17 protein-coding genes and 1 pseudogene are annotated in these 17,129 nt (G+C 72.6%); 11 read left to right on the plus strand and 7 right to left on the minus strand.

Annotated features, from left to right (window positions below; genetic code table 11):
- Window positions 1–61: 61 nt before the first annotated feature.
- Window positions 62–418 carry a hypothetical protein gene (locus ACZ462_RS00640; protein ID WP_467809623.1) on the minus strand — a complete coding sequence of 119 codons (357 nt, stop codon included), beginning with the start codon at window positions 416–418 and terminating at the stop codon, window positions 62–64.
- A 78-nt stretch (window positions 419–496) separates the two neighbouring features.
- Here ACZ462_RS00640 and ACZ462_RS00645 point away from each other — a divergent pair, with 78 nt between their 5' ends.
- Window positions 497–1,174 (plus strand): uridine kinase family protein, encoded by a 678-nt coding sequence (locus tag ACZ462_RS00645; protein ID WP_467809622.1) that lies wholly within the window; start codon window positions 497–499, stop codon window positions 1,172–1,174.
- A gap of 189 nt (window positions 1,175–1,363) precedes the next feature.
- Here ACZ462_RS00645 and ACZ462_RS00650 read toward each other — a convergent pair whose 3' ends face one another.
- Window positions 1,364–2,077 (minus strand): SigE family RNA polymerase sigma factor, encoded by a 714-nt coding sequence (locus ACZ462_RS00650; protein ID WP_467809621.1) that lies wholly within the window; start codon window positions 2,075–2,077, stop codon window positions 1,364–1,366.
- A gap of 195 nt (window positions 2,078–2,272) precedes the next feature.
- Between ACZ462_RS00650 and afsQ1 the strand changes: the two genes are divergently transcribed.
- The 6 genes from afsQ1 (at window position 2,273) to ACZ462_RS00680 (ending at window position 8,116) form a co-directional block, all read left to right on the plus strand.
- Window positions 2,273–2,950 (plus strand): two-component system response regulator AfsQ1, encoded by a 678-nt coding sequence (gene afsQ1 / locus ACZ462_RS00655; protein ID WP_185117195.1) that lies wholly within the window; start codon window positions 2,273–2,275, stop codon window positions 2,948–2,950.
- On the plus strand, window positions 2,947–4,437 hold the full coding sequence (locus ACZ462_RS00660; protein ID WP_467809619.1) for an ATP-binding protein: 1,491 nt from the start codon (window positions 2,947–2,949) through the stop codon (window positions 4,435–4,437). The genes afsQ1 and ACZ462_RS00660 overlap by 4 nt, the downstream gene beginning before the upstream one ends.
- Window positions 4,418–5,068: a hypothetical protein gene (locus ACZ462_RS00665; RefSeq protein WP_467809618.1), complete on the plus strand. Its 651-nt coding sequence runs from the start codon at window positions 4,418–4,420 to the stop codon at window positions 5,066–5,068. Before ACZ462_RS00660 ends, ACZ462_RS00665 begins: the two co-directional genes overlap by 20 nt.
- A 125-nt stretch (window positions 5,069–5,193) precedes the next feature.
- Window positions 5,194–6,021, plus strand: coding sequence for a helix-turn-helix domain-containing protein (locus tag ACZ462_RS00670; RefSeq protein WP_468250902.1), 828 nt, complete (start codon window positions 5,194–5,196; stop codon window positions 6,019–6,021).
- On the plus strand, window positions 6,018–6,317 hold the full coding sequence (locus ACZ462_RS00675) for a DUF397 domain-containing protein (RefSeq protein ID WP_467809616.1): 300 nt from the start codon (window positions 6,018–6,020) through the stop codon (window positions 6,315–6,317). Before ACZ462_RS00670 ends, ACZ462_RS00675 begins: the two co-directional genes overlap by 4 nt.
- Window positions 6,318–6,448: 131 nt before the next feature.
- Window positions 6,449–8,116: an IS1182 family transposase gene (locus ACZ462_RS00680; RefSeq protein ID WP_467809615.1), complete on the plus strand. Its 1,668-nt coding sequence runs from the start codon at window positions 6,449–6,451 to the stop codon at window positions 8,114–8,116.
- Window positions 8,117–8,184: 68 nt separating this feature from the next.
- Here the strand turns inward: ACZ462_RS00680 and ACZ462_RS00685 are convergent, their stop codons facing one another.
- The 3 genes from ACZ462_RS00685 to ACZ462_RS00695 form a co-directional block, all read right to left on the minus strand.
- Window positions 8,185–9,840 (minus strand): phospho-sugar mutase, encoded by a 1,656-nt coding sequence (locus ACZ462_RS00685; RefSeq protein ID WP_467809614.1) that lies wholly within the window; start codon window positions 9,838–9,840, stop codon window positions 8,185–8,187.
- Window positions 9,841–9,875: 35 nt separating this feature from the next.
- Window positions 9,876–10,682 carry a purine-nucleoside phosphorylase gene (locus ACZ462_RS00690; RefSeq protein WP_114053873.1) on the minus strand — a complete coding sequence of 269 codons (807 nt, stop codon included), beginning with the start codon at window positions 10,680–10,682 and terminating at the stop codon, window positions 9,876–9,878.
- Window positions 10,683–10,865: 183 nt separating this feature from the next.
- Window positions 10,866–11,303 (minus strand): gamma-glutamylcyclotransferase family protein, encoded by a 438-nt coding sequence (locus tag ACZ462_RS00695; RefSeq protein WP_007266087.1) that lies wholly within the window; start codon window positions 11,301–11,303, stop codon window positions 10,866–10,868.
- Between the two features lie 209 nt (window positions 11,304–11,512).
- Here ACZ462_RS00695 and ACZ462_RS00700 point away from each other — a divergent pair, with 209 nt between their 5' ends.
- Together ACZ462_RS00700 and ACZ462_RS00705 are read left to right on the plus strand one after the other, a co-directional pair.
- Window positions 11,513–12,952: an NAD(P)H-quinone dehydrogenase gene (locus ACZ462_RS00700; RefSeq protein WP_467809613.1), complete on the plus strand. Its 1,440-nt coding sequence runs from the start codon at window positions 11,513–11,515 to the stop codon at window positions 12,950–12,952.
- Window positions 12,953–13,137: 185 nt separating this feature from the next.
- Window positions 13,138–14,082, plus strand: coding sequence for a DeoR/GlpR family DNA-binding transcription regulator (locus ACZ462_RS00705; protein ID WP_467809612.1), 945 nt, complete (start codon window positions 13,138–13,140; stop codon window positions 14,080–14,082).
- A gap of 651 nt (window positions 14,083–14,733) precedes the next feature.
- Here ACZ462_RS00705 and ACZ462_RS00710 read toward each other — a convergent pair.
- Window positions 14,734–15,459, minus strand: a complete 726-nt coding sequence (locus ACZ462_RS00710) for a dienelactone hydrolase family protein (protein WP_467809611.1) — start codon at window positions 15,457–15,459, stop codon at window positions 14,734–14,736.
- 17 nt (window positions 15,460–15,476) lie between these two features.
- Window positions 15,477–15,659 (minus strand): annotated as a pseudogene (locus ACZ462_RS00715) (hypothetical protein); the annotation flags it as partial.
- 109 nt (window positions 15,660–15,768) lie between these two features.
- On the opposite strand from ACZ462_RS00715, the gene ACZ462_RS00720 reads away from it, so the two are divergent.
- Together ACZ462_RS00720 and ACZ462_RS00725 are read left to right on the plus strand one after the other, a co-directional pair.
- Window positions 15,769–16,176 carry a hypothetical protein gene (locus ACZ462_RS00720; RefSeq protein WP_467809610.1) on the plus strand — a complete coding sequence of 136 codons (408 nt, stop codon included), beginning with the start codon at window positions 15,769–15,771 and terminating at the stop codon, window positions 16,174–16,176.
- A gap of 55 nt (window positions 16,177–16,231) precedes the next feature.
- Window positions 16,232–17,125, plus strand: a complete 894-nt coding sequence (locus ACZ462_RS00725) for an IS982 family transposase (RefSeq protein WP_467809609.1) — start codon at window positions 16,232–16,234, stop codon at window positions 17,123–17,125.
- The last annotated feature ends 4 nt before the right edge of the window (window positions 17,126–17,129 follow it).

The raw sequence follows: 17,129 nt of genomic DNA on the forward strand, positions 1-17,129 counted from the left end.
CGGAAAGGGCCGTCGGCGGCACACCTGTGCCGCCGACGGCCCTTCTGCTGCCCGGGGCCGCCTACTTCGGGAGGACGGGCCCGAGAAGCGACGACACGGCCGCCGTCGGCAGCTCCTTGACCGACGGGCCCTGGGTGAGCGCGCCGGTGACCATGCCGGTGCCGACCGCCGGGAAGTCCGCGACCTTCGTGGCGATGCCGTTGTCCAGCGGGTCGACCCCGGTCCTGGCGAGCGGGTTCACCTTCAGGTTCGCGAGCGGGTCGACGACGCCGGACACGGCCGCCGGGACCGACAGTTCGCCCGCCTCGGCGCCGCCCGCCGCCATCGCGAGGGCCGCGCCGGCCATGGAGAGCGTGAGGCCCGCCGAGCGCGCGGAGCGCAGGGCGCTGGACGTGCCGGGGGCTGCGTGACGTGCCATGGGGTTCCCGCCTGTGGTCGTGTTCGCGTGCGCACGCAGCGTAGTGGAGGTGTGATCCTGGATACCAACCGCCCGCAGATGGCATCCCCTGCGCGGGGGAATGCGTCACACTGGTGTCCCGTGAGCTCCTCCTCTCCTTCGCCTGCGCGTGTCGTCCTGTTGACCGGGCCCTCGGGTTCCGGAAAGTCCTCGCTGGCCGCCCGGTCCGGGCTTCCCGTGCTCCGCCTGGACGACTTCTACAAGGAGGCCGGCGACCCGTCCCTCCCCCTGGTCGAGGGAAGCTCCGACATCGACTGGGACTCACCGCTCTCCTGGGACGCCGACACCGCCGTCGCCGCGGTCGCGGAACTGTGCCGCACCGGCCGCACCGAGGTGCCCGTCTACGACATCTCGACGTCCTCCCGCACCGGCACGGAGACCCTCGACATAGCGCGCACGCCGCTGTTCATCGCGGAGGGCATCTTCGCCGCCGACATCGCGGCCCGCTGCCAGGAGCTGGGGCTCCTCGCCGACGCCATCTGCCTGCGCGGCCGGCCCTCCACCACCTTCCGCCGCCGCCTGGTCCGCGACCTGCGCGAGGGCCGCAAGTCCGTGCTGTTCCTGCTGCGGCGCGGCCTGCGCCTGATGCGGGCCGAGCGGGGCATCGTCGCCCGCCACACCGCCCTCGGCGCGCACCCCTGCGGCCGCGACGAGGCCCTGGGCCGCCTGGCGGCCGCCGCGGCCGGCCGCCACCGCGCCCCCGCCGCCGCGGCCTGACCCGGCCTCACCCCCCCCGGACGCGAACGCGGCCGGCGTCCCAGGCGCGCAATGCGCCACGGGCCGCCGGCCGCGGACGTGCGAAGGCGGGACCCTGCGGACCCCCGACCGCATGATCCCGCCTCCATCCCCCCCAATGGCCCCCGTCCCACCCCCGTAGGACGGGCCCCCCGGCCAGTGGTCTTCCGGCTACGCGACGAGCTCCTCGAAGGACTCGGACTCATCGCGGCCGAAGCTCAGGACCTCGTCGTCGCGCAGGCGGCGCAGGGAGCGCCAGATGCTCGACTTCACCGTGCCGACGCTGATGCCCAGGATCTCCGCGATCTCCGGGTCGGTGCGGCCCTCGTAGTAGCGCAGCACCAGCATCGTGCGCTGCGGCTCCGGGATGCGGGCCAGCGCCTGCCACAGCACGGCGCGCAGCTCCGTCCCGCGCATCGCGTCGGCGTCCGCGGCGGCCTCCGGCAGCTCCTCCGTCGGGTACTCGTTCAGCTTCCGCCGGCGCCAGGCGCTGATGTGCAGGTTCGTCATGGTGCGGCGCAGGTAGCCCCCGACGGCCGCCTTGTCGCTGATCCGGTCCCAGGCCCGGTACGTCGAGAACAGCGCGCTCTGGAGCAGGTCCTCCGCCTCGTGCCGGTCGCCCGTCAGGTGGAAGGCCGTCGCGTACAGCGCGGCCCGCCGCTCCCGGACGTACGCGGTGAACTCCGCCTCCGAGTCGGAGGACAGGCGCGGGGCCTGCTCGGCCGGGGCGGCGGGAGCCGCGGCCCGGTAGGTGTTCGCGTCGATGGCCACCGTGTGCGCCTGCCGGGGACGGGCGACCGCCACCGACCGGGCACCCGCCCGGCGGTTCACATCGTGCAGCCGCGTGACAACCGCGCTGGTGGTGGTGCTGTGCAGCGTGTTCATCTCGCGCCCCCCGTCGTAGGTCTGCTTCGGTTACCGGGCTCCTGCTCGGTGCGTTGGTAGAAGCCTGCCCCCCGGACATAACCGGGCTGTCCGCCGACTGTCACAGGCGTGTCACAGCGCCGCGCGGCACCGCCCGCGGCGCCGCTCCGCGCACGACGGTCGAACTCCCGACTGCCCATGGGACAGAATGTGGCCGTGCCTTTCCTGTTGCTGATCGAGGACGACGACGCCATCCGCACGGCCCTCGAACTCTCCCTGACCCGCCAGGGCCACCGCGTGGCCACCGCGGCGACGGGCGAGGACGGTCTGAAGCTGCTGCGCGAGCAGCGCCCGGACCTGATCGTGCTGGACGTCATGCTGCCCGGGATCGACGGCTTCGAGGTGTGCCGGCGGATCCGCCGCACCGACCAGCTGCCGATCATCCTGCTGACCGCGCGCAGCGACGACATCGACGTGGTCGTCGGCCTGGAGTCAGGCGCCGACGACTACGTCGTCAAGCCCGTCCAGGGCCGGGTGCTCGACGCCCGGATCCGGGCGGTCCTGCGCCGCGGCGAGCGGGAGGCCAGCGACTCGGCCGTCTTCGGGTCCCTGGTCATCGACCGGGCCGCGATGACGGTCACGAAGAACGGCGAGGACCTCCAGCTGACCCCGACCGAGCTGCGGCTGCTGCTGGAGCTCAGCCGCCGGCCCGGCCAGGCCCTCTCCCGCCAGCAGCTGCTGCGGCTGGTGTGGGAGCACGACTACCTGGGCGACTCCCGCCTCGTGGACGCCTGCGTCCAGCGGCTGCGCGCCAAGGTCGAGGAAGTGCCGTCGTCCCCGACCCTCATCCGGACCGTCCGCGGGGTCGGCTACCGCCTGGACTCGCCGCAGTGATCCACGCTCTGTTCGCGGGCCTTCGCTGGACCAGCCTGCGGCTGCGGCTCCTCCTGGTCTTCTCCCTCGTCGCGCTGGTCGCCGCCGTGTCCGCCTCGGGCATCGCGTACTGGCTCAACCGCGAGGCCGTCCTCACCCGCACCCAGGAGGCCGCCCTCGGCGACTTCCGGCAGGAGATGCAGGACCGGGCCGCGGCCCTGCCCGCCGACCCCACCCCGGAGGAACTCCAGCGCACCGCCGACCTGATGGCCGGCAGCGCCCCCGGGTACAGCGTGCTGCTGGTCGACGAGCGGCCCGACGGGCGCACCGCGTTCGGCGCGGCCGGCCCGGACGCCTTCCGGCTGGAGGACGTCCCCGAGTCCCTGCGGCGGGCCGTGAACGACCGCCAGAAGGCCACCGCCGCGCACGACGCCGAGTACCACATGTACTGGCAGCGCACGAAGCCGCACGGCAACCCGTACCTCGTCGGCGGCACCCGCATCGTCGGCGGCGGCCCGACCGGCTACATGTACAAGTCGCTCGCGCAGGAGCGCGACGACCTGAACACCCTCGGCTGGTCCCTCGCCATCGCCACCGTGCTGGCGCTGCTCGGCTCGGCCCTGCTGGCGCAGGTGGCCGCCCGCACCGTCCTCAAGCCCGTCCAGCGGCTCGGCGACGCCGCCCGCCGCCTCGGCGAGGGCGAGCTCGACCACCGCCTCGACGTCTCCGGCAACGACGAACTCGCCGACCTGTCGCACACCTTCAACAAGACGGCGGAGGCGCTGGAGAAGAAGGTCGCCGACATGAGCGCCCGCGAGGAGGCCAGCCGGCGCTTCGTCGCCGACATGTCGCACGAGCTGCGCACCCCCCTCACCGCGCTGACGGCCGTCGCCGAGGTGCTGGAGGAGGAGGTCGACGACCTCGACCCGATGATCGCGCCCGCGGTCGGGCTGGTCGTCAGCGAGACCCGCCGGCTGTACGACCTCGTCGAGAACCTGATGGAGGTCACCCGCTTCGACGCCGGGACGGCCCGCCTCGTCATCGACGACGTCGACGTCGCCGACCAGGTCACCGCCTGCATCGACGCCCGCGCCTGGCTCGACGCCGTCGAACTCGACGCCGAGCGCGGCATCGTCGCCCGCCTCGACCCGCGCCGCCTCGACGTCATCCTCGCCAACCTCATCGGCAACGCCCTCAAGCACGGCGGCTCGCCGGTGCGGGTCTCCGTACGCGTCGAGGGGGAGTGGCTGGTGATCGCGGTCCGCGACAACGGCCCCGGCATCCCCGAAGAGGTGCTGCCGCACGTCTTCGACCGCTTCTACAAGGCCAGCGCGTCCCGCCCGAAGTCCGACGGCAGCGGCCTGGGCCTGTCCATCGCCGTGGAGAACGCGCACATCCACGGCGGCGAGATCACCGCGGCCAACGCGGAGGGAGGCGGCGCGCTGTTCACGCTGCGCCTGCCGGTGGACGTGGGGAAGGTGATCGCCGGTGGCGACGCGCAGGAGTAGGGCGGCCGCGGCCGCCGCGGTCGCGGGGGTGCTGGCGTCCCTGTCGGCCGGGTGCGGGATCCGGGCGACGACCGTCCCCGTCGACGTCGGCCCGGCCCCCTCCCGGGTGTCCTGCGACATCCCGGCCCCGCCGGGCGGGGCGCAGGGCTTCCGGGCGACCGTGGAGCTCGTGTGCGGCTCGCAGCTGGTCGGTGTCGAGCGGGTCGTGCCGATGCCGGAGAAGAAGCCCGCCCGGACCGCGGCGCTGGCGGCCGCCGAGGCGCTGCTGGCGGCCCTGGAGCGGGAGACCGGCCACGACGAGCGGGAGGCCGGCTTCACGACCGCCGTCCCCGACGGGCTGACGGTCGCCCCGCTGCGGGCGGCCGACCCCGCCGGAACGGTACGCCTCAGCCGCAAGCCGGAGGACCTGCCGCCGGTGGCGCTCGCCCAGGTGGTGTGCACCTTCGCCGGCAACAAGACCGTCTCGGCCGGACCGGGCCCGGTCGTCCTCGGCGGCCCGGACAGCGACCCGCCGCGCGCCTGGGAGTGCACGGACGCCGTCCGCGCCCGCCCGGAGTCGGTCCCGACGCTGGGCGAGCTGGTCCGCCCGGTGCCGTCGGCCGCGACGCCTGCGCCGACACCGACCGGCTGACCAACCCGCGCTGCCCGTAAGTCCGTTCGGGTCATCGCCCAAGGGATGCGGTACCGACCCGTACTCGTCGAGGAGTACGGGTCGGTACGGGATTGAGGCGCAGACGCGGGTGGCAGTCCACGCGTATGCCACCACGGAAGAGGCCGCCCCGGCCCAACGCCACCGCGATGAAGATGATCGGCGAGCAGGTCGCCACCGGCCGGGTCGCCAAGAAGCTCACCCAGAGCCAACTCGCCGACCTGGTCAACATGGACTGCGAGACCGTCGCCTCCATCGAGCAGGGGCGGCGCGTCCTGATGCCCGACGTGGCCGAGCGGATGGACCGCGCCCTGGGACTCCCCGGAGTGCTCGCCGTCGCCGCCCTGCGGATGCCGGAGGTCGACATGATCCCGGCCTGGGCCGAGGAGTACTTCGAGCGGGAACGCGAGGCCCTCGCGCTGTCCTGGTTCGACACGATGATCGTGCCCGGCCTGCTCCAGACCGAGGCCTACGCCCGCGCCGTCCTGTCCTGCCGCGTCCCGTACGTGGGGGAGGCCAAGGTCGAACTCCAGACGGCGCGGCGGATGAAGCGCCAGGAAATACTGCGCCGGGCCGTACCGCCGACGCTCTCGTTCGTGATCTGGGAGCCCGCCCTGCGGGACCGGATCGGGGGGCCGGATGTGTACCGGGAGCAGATCCGGCACCTGCGGGAGTGCGCGAAGATGCCGTCGGTCTCGGTGCAGGTGCTGCCGCTGGGGATCACCAGCCACGCCGGCCTGGACGGTCCCTTCACTCTCCTTGAGACACCTGAGTTTCAGCACCTCGCCTACTCCGAGACGCAGCGCGGCAGCCTCCTCGTACGCGACCCGAACGAGGTCAGCATCCTCACGCAGAAGTATGCGATGCTGCGGTCCCAGGCCCTCAACGTGACAGCGACCAAGGGGCTGTTGGACCGGCTGCTAGGAGAGTCATGAGCACCGAACTCGTGTGGTTCAAGTCGAGCTACAGCGGCAGCGAGGGCGGCCAGTGCGTCGAAGTCGCTTATGAGTGGCGGAAGTCCAGTTACAGCAGTAGCGAGGGCGGCGCCTGCGTAGAGGTCTCCGCGAGGTGGCACATCTCCAGCCACAGCAACGACGAAGGCGGGGCCTGCGTAGAGGTGGCCGCCTGTCCCCACGTCGTGCACGTCCGGGACTCCAAGGTCGACGGCGGTCCCGTCCTGGACGTGGCCCCGGCCGGCTGGACGGCGTTCACCGGCTGGGTGGCGGCGTAGTCCCGCCAGAACGCCGACGGGCCCCGGACCGCGAGGGACGCTGTTGGTTAATTCGGGCCCGTGCGTGACGTCGGCTCTCAAGACCTGGTTGTGGTCTTGGGAGCCGACGTTGTCGTATGGGGTGGGTGTCGATGTCTATGCAGCCGAAGGAGCCGGGGGAGATTCCGGTGGAGACGGTGAGGGTGGCTCGGGCGGCTTTCCGGAAGGGGAGTCTGGCGATCCGGATCCGGGATGAGCTGGGTGTGCTGTTCACGGATGAGCAGTTCGCTGGCCTGTTCCCGGCTCGGGGGAAGCCTGCCTGGTCGCCGGGCCGGCTGGCGTTGGTGCTGGTGTTGCAGTTCGTGGAGGGGCTCACCGACCGGCAGGCCGCCGAGGCGGTGCGGGCGAGGATCGACTTCAAGTACGCGCTCGGGCTGGAACTCGGTGATCCGGGCTTCGATTTCTCGGTGCTGTCGGAGTTCAGGGACCGCCTGGCCGGGGCGGATGCCGGACGGCGGGTGCTGGACGGCATCCTGGTCGCGGCCCGGGAGAAGAACCTGCTGGTCACGGGCGGGAAGGCCCGGACCGATTCCACGCATGTGCTGTCGGCGGCCCGCGAGCTGAACTGGCTGGAGCTGGTCGCCGAGACGCTGCGGGCGGCACTGAACGCGCTCGCCGTCGCTGCCCCCGACTGGCTGGCCGGGGTGGCCGGCCCGGACTGGTTCCGCCACTACGCCACCAGGGCCGAGGACTCCCGTTTCCCCAAGGCCCGCACCAAGCGGGACGAGATCGGCCTGCGGATCGGGGCGGACGGGACGCGGCTGCTTGAGGCCGTCGCCTCGCCCGACGCACCTGCCGGGCTGCGGGAGCTGGAACAGGTGGAGATCCTGCGGCAGGTCTGGGTGCAGCACTTCCACCTGGTCGGGGGCGAGGTGGTGCGCCGGGACCCAAAAGACCGGCCGCCGGGCGCGACGCGCCTGGTCACTCCCTATGACGTCGAAGCGCGCGGCAGCGTCAAGCGGGACACGATGTGGGACGGATACAAAGTCCACCTCACCGAGACCTGTGGCACCGAAGGCCCGAACCTGATCACGAACGTGGCCACCACCGTGGCCACCGTCCCGGACAGTGTGATGAGCGAGACGATCCACAACGGCCTCGCGGAACGGGACTGCCTGCCCGGCGAGCACTGGGTCGATGCCGGGTATCCCACCGCCTCCCAGATCGTGGCCGCCCGCACCGGCCACGGCGTCGACCTGCAAGGGCCGATGGCCGCCAACACCGCCGCCTCGGCCGGCGGGCCCTTCGGGCAGGACGCCTTCACCATCGACTGGGACCACGAGCGGGTGACCTGCCCGAACGGCGTCACCAGCACGCACTGGCACCACCGGCACTCGCAGCAGGGCCTGCCCGTCATCCGGGTCCGTTTCAACCCGGCCGACTGCCGCCCCTGCCCCCACCTGCGCGAATGCGTGAACTCGCCCAAGGCCGAACGACGCGAGCTCAACCTGCGGCACCGCGACGAACACGAAGCCGTCCGGGCGGCTCGCACCGAACAGCGGACCGACGCCTGGAAGGACCGCTACAAGATCCGCGCGGGTGTCGAGGGCACCATCTCCCAAGGCGTCGGGCGCTGCGGCCTGCGCAGATCCCGCTACCAGGGCCTGGCGAAGACCAGCCTCCAGCACCAGCTCACCGGCGCCGCGATCAACCTCGCCCGCATCAACGCCTGGCTCACCGACACACCCCGGGCCCGCACCCGCACCAGCCACTTCGCAGCACTTCGCCCCGCCGAGCCGAAGCTCGACGAGGCGAAGTAAAAGGACACCGAATTAACCAACAGCGTCCGCGAGGGTCCGGGGCCCGTACGGGCGTTTCGGCGGCGGGCTCAGAGGCCCATGGCCGCCGAGAGGTCCTTCTTGACCGCGTCCAGGACCTCCTGGCCGCGGACGCGGGCCGCCGCCAGGTCGGAGGCCTCGGCCACCGGGACGACGACCTCCAGGTAGCACTTCAGCTTGGGCTCCGTGCCGGACGGGCGGCAGATCACCCGGGCCTTGTAGTCGCCCTCCAGGTAGTAGCGCAGGCCGTCGGTGGGCGGGAGCGTGTCCGTGCCCTGGTTCAGGTCCTCCGCCGAGACCACCCGCAGGCCCGCCAGGGAGGCCGGCGGCTGCGCCCGCAGCTGCGCCATCGCGTTCGCGATGACCGACAGGTCCGACACGCGGACCGACAGCTGGTCGGTGTGGTGCAGGCCGTGGGCCATGGCCAGGTCGTCCAGCAGGTCGGTCAGGGTGCGGCCCTGCTCCTTGAGCTCCGAGGCCAGCTCCGCCACCAGCAGGGCGGCGGTGATGCCGTCCTTGTCGCGGACGCCCTCGGGGTCCACGCAGTAGCCGAGCGCCTCCTCGTAGCCGTAGCGCAGGCCGTCGACGCGGGCGATCCACTTGAAGCCCGTCAGGGTCTCCTCGTAGCCGACGCCGGCCGCCTCCGCGATCCGGCCGAGCAGGCTGGAGGAGACGATCGACTCGGCGAAGACGCCCTGCGCGCCCTTGTGGACCAGGTGGGCGGCGAGCAGCGCGCCGACCTCGTCGCCGCGCAGCATCCGCCAGCCGCCGGGTGCCGCCGCGTCCGGGACGGCCACCGCGCAGCGGTCGGCGTCCGGGTCGTTCGCGATGACGATGTCCGGGCGGGCCTCGGCGGCCTTCGCGAAGGCCAGGTCCATGGCGCCCGGCTCCTCCGGGTTCGGGAACGCCACCGTCGGGAAGTCCGGGTCCGGCTCGGCCTGCTCGGCGACCAGGACCGGCTCCGGGAAGCCGTGCCGGGCGAACGCCGCCAGGACGACGTCCTTGCCGACGCCGTGCATGGCCGTGTAGACGGTCCGCACGCCGCGCGGGGAGCCCGGCGTCAGTACCGCGTCCGTACGGGCCAGGTACGCCTCCAGCACCTCCTCGCCGAGCTCCTCCCAGCCGGACTCCGGGCGCGGCACGGACGCCAGGGTCTCCACCCGGGCGATCTCGGCCGCGATCCCGGCGTCCGCGGGGGAGACGATCTGCGAGCCGTCGCCGAGGTAGACCTTGTAGCCGTTGTCCCGGGGCGGGTTGTGGCTCGCGGTCACCTCGACGCCGGCGACGGCCCCGAGGTGCCGTATGGCGTACGCGAGGACGGGCGTCGGCAGGGGGCGGGGCAGGACGGCTGCGCGCAGGCCGGCGCCGGTCATGACGGCGGCGGTGTCGCGGGCGAAGTCCGCGGACTTGTGGCGCGCGTCGTAGCCGATCACGACCAGCCCGCCGGCGTGGCCCTGGGCCTTCAGGTACGCGGCGAGGCCCGCCGCGGCCCGGATGACCACCGAGCGGTTCATCCGCATCGGGCCGGCGCCGATCTCGCCGCGCAGCCCGGCGGTGCCGAACTGGAGGGTGCCGGAGAACCGGGCCGCCAGCTCGGCGGTGTCGCCCGCCTCGATGAGGCCGGCCAGCTCCTGCGCCGTCTCCGGGTCGGGGTCCTCGGCCAGCCAGGCGCGCGCCCGGGTGATCAGGTCGTCCTGTTCCTGCACTACTTCCGCCTTGTCTCTCGTACGGTGCCGGTGCCTCAGATGCGGGCGAGGACCTGCGTCAGCAGCTTGCCCATGCGGGCGGCCGAGTCGCGGCCGGCCTGGAGGACCTCTTCGTGGTTCAGCGGCTCGCCGGACAGGCCCGCCGCCAGGTTGGTGACCAGGGAGATGCCGAGCACCTCGGCGCCGGCCTCGCGGGCGGCGATGGCCTCCAGGACCGTGGACATGCCGACGAGGTCGGCGCCGAGGACGCGGACCATGTTGATCTCGGCCGGGGTCTCGTAGTGCGGCCCGGGGAACTGGGCGTAGACGCCCTCCTCCAGGGTCGGGTCGATCTCCTTGCACATCGCGCGCAGGGCGGGCGAGTACAGGTCGGTCAGGTCCACGAAGTTCGCGCCGACGATCGGGGAGGCCGCCGTCAGGTTCAGGTGGTCGCTGATCAGGACCGGCTGGCCGGGCGCCATGCCCTCGCGCAGGCCGCCGCAGCCGTTCGTCAGCACGACGGTCTTGCAGCCCGCGGCGACGGCGGTGCGGACGCCGTGGGCGACGGCGGCGACGCCGAGGCCCTCGTAGAAGTGGGTGCGGCCCAGGAAGACCAGGGCACGCTTGTCGCCGATCTTGTACGAGCGGATCTTGCCGCCGTGGCCCTCGACCGCGGGGGGCGGGAAGCCGGGCAGCTCGGTGACGGGGAATTCGGACTCGGGGGTGCCGAGCGCCTCCGCGGCGGGGGCCCAGCCGGAGCCCATGACCAGGGCGACGTCGTGGGTCTCGGCGCCGGTGAGCTCGCGCAGGCGCGCGGCGGCGGCGTCTGCGGCGGCGTGGGGGTCGGTAACAGATGCGTTCACGCAGACGAGCGTAGCCGCTTATCGCCTACGCGCGTAGATGGCGCTGCTCACGGTGTTCGGATCGTTGCCTTGTCGTTTCCGCCGAATCGTCCCGCTCCGCCGGGCGCGCCCGGTCCGGCCCCACGCCCGCCACCTGCGGAAACGCAGACGGCCGCCGGGTGCCGGCGGGCGCGCGGGGCGGGCTCAGCAGGGGCGCTTGCGCAGTTCCATCACGTAGTCGTGCGGGGCGCCCGCGGACTCCGCGGCGTCGGCGATCTCGCCCAGGTAGCGCGCGGACGGCAGGCCGCCCTCGTACCCGTTCAGCACGTAGCACCAGGCGGCCTCCTCGCCGTCCAGCGTGTGCACCCGGATCCGCATCCGGCGGTAGATGTCCAGGCCGACGCCCTCCCACCGGTCCATGGAGTCCTCGTCCAGGGGCGCGATGTCGTAGAGGGCGACGAAGACCTGCTGGCGGGGCGCCTCGACGATGGTGGCGAGGGCGCCCTCCCAGCCCATCTGCTCGCCGCCGAAGGTCAGCCGCCAGTCGTTGATCCAGCCCGTTCCGCGCAGCGGCGAATGCGGGGCGCGGCGCGTCATCAGCCGCGGGTCGAGGTTGCCGGCGTACGCGGCGTAGAGCGACATGGAGTCGAGGGTACGGGAGGGGCGGGCCGGGGCGCCTGCCCGGTGGCATAGCCCGTACGGAGTCGCGGGCGGGGGCCGGCCGGGGGACCGGGGGAGAAGCACCTTGAAGCGTGCGGGACAATGGAGGGCGGAATGCATCCACCGGGGAGACCCCCCGGAAGCCCCGGCCGGGGCGGCGCTCGGCCGGGTAGACGTGAGGCGGAGTTTTCGTGACCCGGATCGTGATCATCGGCGGCGGACCCGGCGGGTATGAGGCGGCCCTGGTGGGGGCCCAGCTCGGCGCGGAGGTGACCGTCGTCGACTGCGACGGCCTCGGCGGCGCATCGGTCCTCACCGACTGCGTGCCCTCCAAGACCCTCATCGCGACCGCCGAGGTCATGACCAACTTCGACTCCTCGTACGAGGAGCTCGGCATCGTCGTCGCGGACGACACCCCGCCGATCGAGCAGTCCGCCCGCATCATCGGCGTGGACCTCGGCAAGGTGAACCGGCGCGTCAAGCGGCTCGCGCTCGCCCAGTCGCACGACATCACCGCCTCGGTCACCCGGGCGGGCGCCCGCGTCATCCGCGGCCGCGGCCGCCTCGGCGGCCCGCAGGGCATCGACGGCACGCGCGACGTGATCGTCACCGCCGCCGACGGCACCGAGCAGATCCTCACGGCCGACGCCGTGCTGATCGCGACCGGCGGCACCCCCCGCGAGATCCCCGACGCCATGCCCGACGGCGAGCGCATCCTGAACTGGACGCAGGTCTACGACCTGGAGGAGCTCCCCGAGGAGCTCATCGTGGTCGGCTCCGGCGTCACCGGCGCCGAGTTCGCCGGCGCCTACCAGGCCCTCGGCTCGCGCGTCACGCTGATCTCCTCCCGCGACCGGGTGCTGCCCGGCGAGGACCCCGACGCCGCGGCCGTCCTGGAGGACGTCTTCCGCCGGCGCGGCATGAACGTCGTCGGGCGGGCCCGCGCCGAGTCCGCCAAGCGGGTCGGCGACCGCGTCGAGGTCACCCTCTCCGACGGGCGCGTCATCACCGGCACCCACTGCCTGATGGCCGTCGGCGCCATCCCCAACACCAAGGGCATGAACCTGGAGGAGTCCGGCGTCCGGCTCAAGGACTCCGGCCACATCTGGACCGACAGGGTCTCCCGCACCACCGCCCCCGGCGTGTACGCGGCCGGCGACGTCACCGGCGTGTTCGCGCTCGCGTCCGTGGCCGCCATGCAGGGCCGCATCGCCATGTACCACTTCCTCGGCGACGCGGTCACCCCGCTGAACCTCAAGACGGTCTCCTCGAACGTCTTCACCGACCCCGAGATCGCGACGGTCGGCTACACCCAGGCCGACGTCGACGCCGGCCGCATCGACGCCCGCGTCGTCAAGCTGCCGCTGCTGCGCAACGCGCGCGCCAAGATGCAGGGCATCCGGGACGGCTTCGTGAAGCTGTTCTGCCGCCCCGGCACCGGGATCGTCGTCGGCGGCGTCGTCGTCTCGCCGCGCGCGAGCGAACTGATCCACCCGATCTCGATCGCCGTCGACAACAACCTGACCGTCGAGCAGATCGCAAACGCGTTCACCGTGTACCCCTCGCTGTCGGGATCGATCGCGGAAGTGGCGCGCCAGCTGCAGACCCGAAAGGCCGAAGGCGAAGGCTGACGGGTCGCAAACCCGCCCAACCTCCGCATAGGCGGCGGAGGTTGGGGCGGAAAGGGCCCTAGCGGCCGCACGCGGGGCCCTCTGACCGGCCGCGTATACCACTAACTCCCCCGCCTTATGGACAACTTCGGTATTCCGGCGCAAGGAGCTGAAAGCAGACGGTCGCCCGGGTTACTGTCAGTTTCGTGTTCGCTGCAGAACGTCGCCAGTTGATTCTCGAAATGGTGCGCGCGAACGGAGCGGTATCGCTCCGGGAGCTCGCCCGCGTCGTCCAGACCTCCGAAGTGACCGTACGGCGGGACGTGCGGGCGCTGGAGGCCGAAGGACTCCTCGACCGCCGGCACGGCGGTGCGGTCCTCCCCGGCGGGTTCACCCGCGAGTCCGGGTTCCCGCAGAAGTCGCACCTCGCCACGGCGGAGAAGACCGCCATCGCCGACGTCGCGGCCGGCCTCGTCGAAGAGGGCGAAGCCGTCGTCGTCGGCGCGGGCACCACCACCCAGGAACTCGCCCGCCGGCTCGCGCGTGTGCCGGGGCTGACCGTCGTCACCAACTCCCTCCTCGTCGCCCAGGCGCTGGCGCACGCCAACCGGGTCGAGGTCGTCATGACCGGCGGGACCCTGCGCGGGTCCAACTACGCGCTGGTCGGCAGCGGCGCCGAGCAGTCCCTGCAGGGCCTGCGGGTCTCCCGCGCGTTCCTGTCCGGCAGCGGCCTGACCGCCGAGCGCGGCCTGTCGACGTCCAACATGCTGTCGGCGAGCGTCGACCGGGCGCTGGTCCAGGCGGCCGCGGAGGTCGTGGTCCTTGCGGACCACACCAAGCTCGGCACCGACACCATGTTCCAGACGGTGCCGACGGACGTCATGACCCGCCTCGTCACGGACGAGCCGCCGTCGCACGACGACCGGGCCGCCACCGAGCTGCAGGCCCTCGCCGACCAGGGAGTCCAGATCACCGTGGCCGGCACGGCCGCCTCCGGCAGCGGCATGGACGGCATGCAGGGCCGCCGCCCCCGCCGCGAGGGCCCCCTCCCGGTCCAACGCCGCGGCGCCACCCCGCTGCGCAGCGCCCCCGCGTCCCTCCTGGACCCCCAGCCCGCGGACCGCCGAGTCGCAGACCTCCGCCGCCGCTGACCGGGCCCGGCCCGACGCCTCAAGCGCCGGCGGGGCTGGTTGCAGCGGCGGGCGCGCCCACTGCCGACGGCGGCTCCGCCCCAGCTTGCGGGGCTCTGCCCCCCGGCCCGACGCCTCAAGCGCCGGCGGGGCTGGATTTTGCGGGCCGGTGGCCGCCTGTGCGGGTGGTGCCCCCATGGTGCGGTGGGTGCGCAGTTGGCTTCGCCCCAGCTTGCGGGGCTCTGCCCCCCGGCCCGCGCCTCAAGCGCCGGCGGGGCTGACTTTGCCCAGCCCGAAGCGCGAAGCCCCACCGCATCCCGCACTCAGCCGCAACCGCAACGCAGCCCTGTGTGACCCCGCTTATTCGGCCGTGCTATCCACCGCGGGCGCAATTCCAGCCCCGCCGGCGTTTGAGGCGCCGGGGGTGGGGCGGAGCCCCACTGGCTGGGGCGAAGCCTGCGCCGACAGTGTGCTCCCGCTCCACCCGCGCAGGGCGGCCACGGGCCGGCAATTCCAGCCCCGCCGGCGATTGAGGCGCGGGGCGTGGGGCGGAGCCCCACTGGCTTCGGCGGAGCCACCGCCCGGCCGGGCGACCACGGGCCCACCCATCCAGCCTCGCCGGCGATTGAGGCGCAGGGGGGTGGGGCGGAGCCCCGCATCCCGGCGGCCGGGTCACTCCGGGAGGGGCAGGCACTCCGCGAGCAGGTCGACGACGTCCCGCCAGGCGCGCTGCGCATGCCGCGCATGGTGGCCGACGCCGGGGCGCACGGTGTGGTCGACCGGCGGGTGGTGGAAGGCGTGCAGGGCGCCGCCGTAGACCGCGAGGCGCCAGTCGACGCCCGCAGCCTGCATCTCGGCGGCGAAGGCCTCCCGTTGCGCAGACGCCATGATCGGGTCTTCCGATCCGACCCCCGCCCATACCGGGCAACCGATGCGTGCCGTTTCGTTCGGGCGGCCCGTGGTCAGTCCGTTGACCGTCGCGATCGCGCGGAGGCCGACGCCGTCGCGCCCGAGTTCCAGCGCGATCGCGCCCCCGGTGCCGTAGCCGATGGCGGCGATCCGGTCCGGGTCGGTCCGCGGCTCGGCGCGGAGCACGTCGAGCGCCGCGTGTCCGATGCCCCGCATCCGGCCGGGGTCGGCGAGCAGCGGCATGCAGCGGGCCAGCATCTCCTCGGGGTCGTCCAGGTAGCGTCCGCCGTGGAGGTCGAAGGCCAGGGCCACGTATCCCAGCTCGGCGAGCGCTTCGGCCCGGCCGCGTTCGATGTCGCTGAGCCCCACCCCTTCGGGCCCGACCAGGACTCCGGGCCGGCGCTCGGCACCGGCCGGGAGCGCGAGGTGTCCGGTCATCGTCAGTCCGTCGGCCGCGTAGGCGATCGTGCGCGTCGTCACCGTCGTCATGAGCCCGACCGTAGTGATCAACGAGCCCGGTCGGGCGGTGTTCTGCCGCCGGCGGAAACGGACGCGCGAACGCCGCCGGCTCGCGGGAGCGCGCCGCCGCAGATCGTGGCGCCGACCTCGGCCGTCAGGCCGACGATGGTGCCGGAGCGGTGCGCGTTCAGCGGCTGCTTCATCCTCATCGCCGCCGGGACGACCACTACGACATCATGGGGCGCGATGACACGGAGAGTGCGACGCCTGACGCCGGCCGTCGTCGACCTCGCACGGACAACAGGTCCGGCAGACGGAAGATGTGAGGGTGGATCCGCGGTGAGTGAGAAGGAGACGTACTACCTGTTCGCGGGACTGGCTCCCGCCGGGGAGGTGGCAGCGGAATCATTCCGCGAGACTGATGTCGAAGGCCTGTGGCGCCGTCTCACGGCTGATCTGACGGCGCTCTACGGTGAGCCGCATGAAGTGACCCAGAGCTCCTTCCAGCTCTTCAGCCACTTCCGGTCGGACGAGTTCTTCGCCCAGCTCATCGTCGACTGGTCGACGGACGACTGGCCGCACAGCATGGTTCCCGCGTCCATCCGGCTCGCGCACGCGCGCGACGTGGAGGCGCTCGCGCACTCCCTGTACGACCACCTCGACCGGCTGGGCGGCTACTGCCTGGCGCTGGAAGGGGACGATGCGGAGTACATCCGGTGCAACTTCACCAGCCCGGCCGCGTTCTAGACGAGTAAGTCCGAAGTCTTGTGGCGCATGAAGCGAGGGTCTCGTTGATCCGTTTGTGACGACAGACCTCGAAACCCTCGCGACAGCACTGTACGTGAAGATCGATGACTCTCTGGCAGGAACGCGGCGGGCAGGACGGCCGCCGAGGCTGACGGACGCAGAGCTGTTGACGTTGGCAGTCATGCAGGCTGTCCTCGGGTTCGCCTCCGAAGCCCGCTGGCTGCGGTTCGCCCGACGCCACCTGGCCGCCGAGTTCCCCTACCTGCCCGGCCAGTCCGGCTACAACAAGCGCCTGCGGGCAGCGAACCCACTGATCAGCCGGTTCATCCGCACCCTGGCCCGGGACACCGACCTGTGGCACGACGACATGTGGATCGTGGACTCCACCCCCGTCGAATGCGCCCGCTCACGCCCCACCGCCAAACGCTCCGACCTCGCCGGCTGGGCCGGTTACGGCTACTGCCCCTCCCACTCCCGCTTCTTCTGGGGCCTGCGCCTGCACCTGCTCTGCACACCCGGCGGGCTGCCCGTCGCCTGGGCCCTGGCCAACCCCAAAATCGACGAACGCGAAGTCCTGGCCGACATGCTCACCGGCGACGTCGACCTGCTGGCCGGCCGCCCCGGGCAGACGATCGTCGGCGACAAGGGCTACGTCTCCAAGCACCTGGACGCCCTCATGGCCAAGTACGGCCTGACCCTGCTGCGGCCCAGCTACCGCAACCGCAAGCCCCGGCCGGGCGAGCATCTCCTCAAACCGATCCGGCAGCTGATCGAGTCGGTCAACGACACCCTCAAAGGCCAACTCGACCTCGAACGCCACGGAGCCAGGACCCCTGCCGGGGTCCTGGCCCGCGTCGGACAACGCATCCTCACCCTGACCGCAGCCATCTGGCACAACCGGGCCAACGGAACACCACTCACCCGATCCCTGATCGCCTACGACCACTGAACCG

Source organism: Streptomyces sp. NPDC031121, from assembly GCF_055570615.1.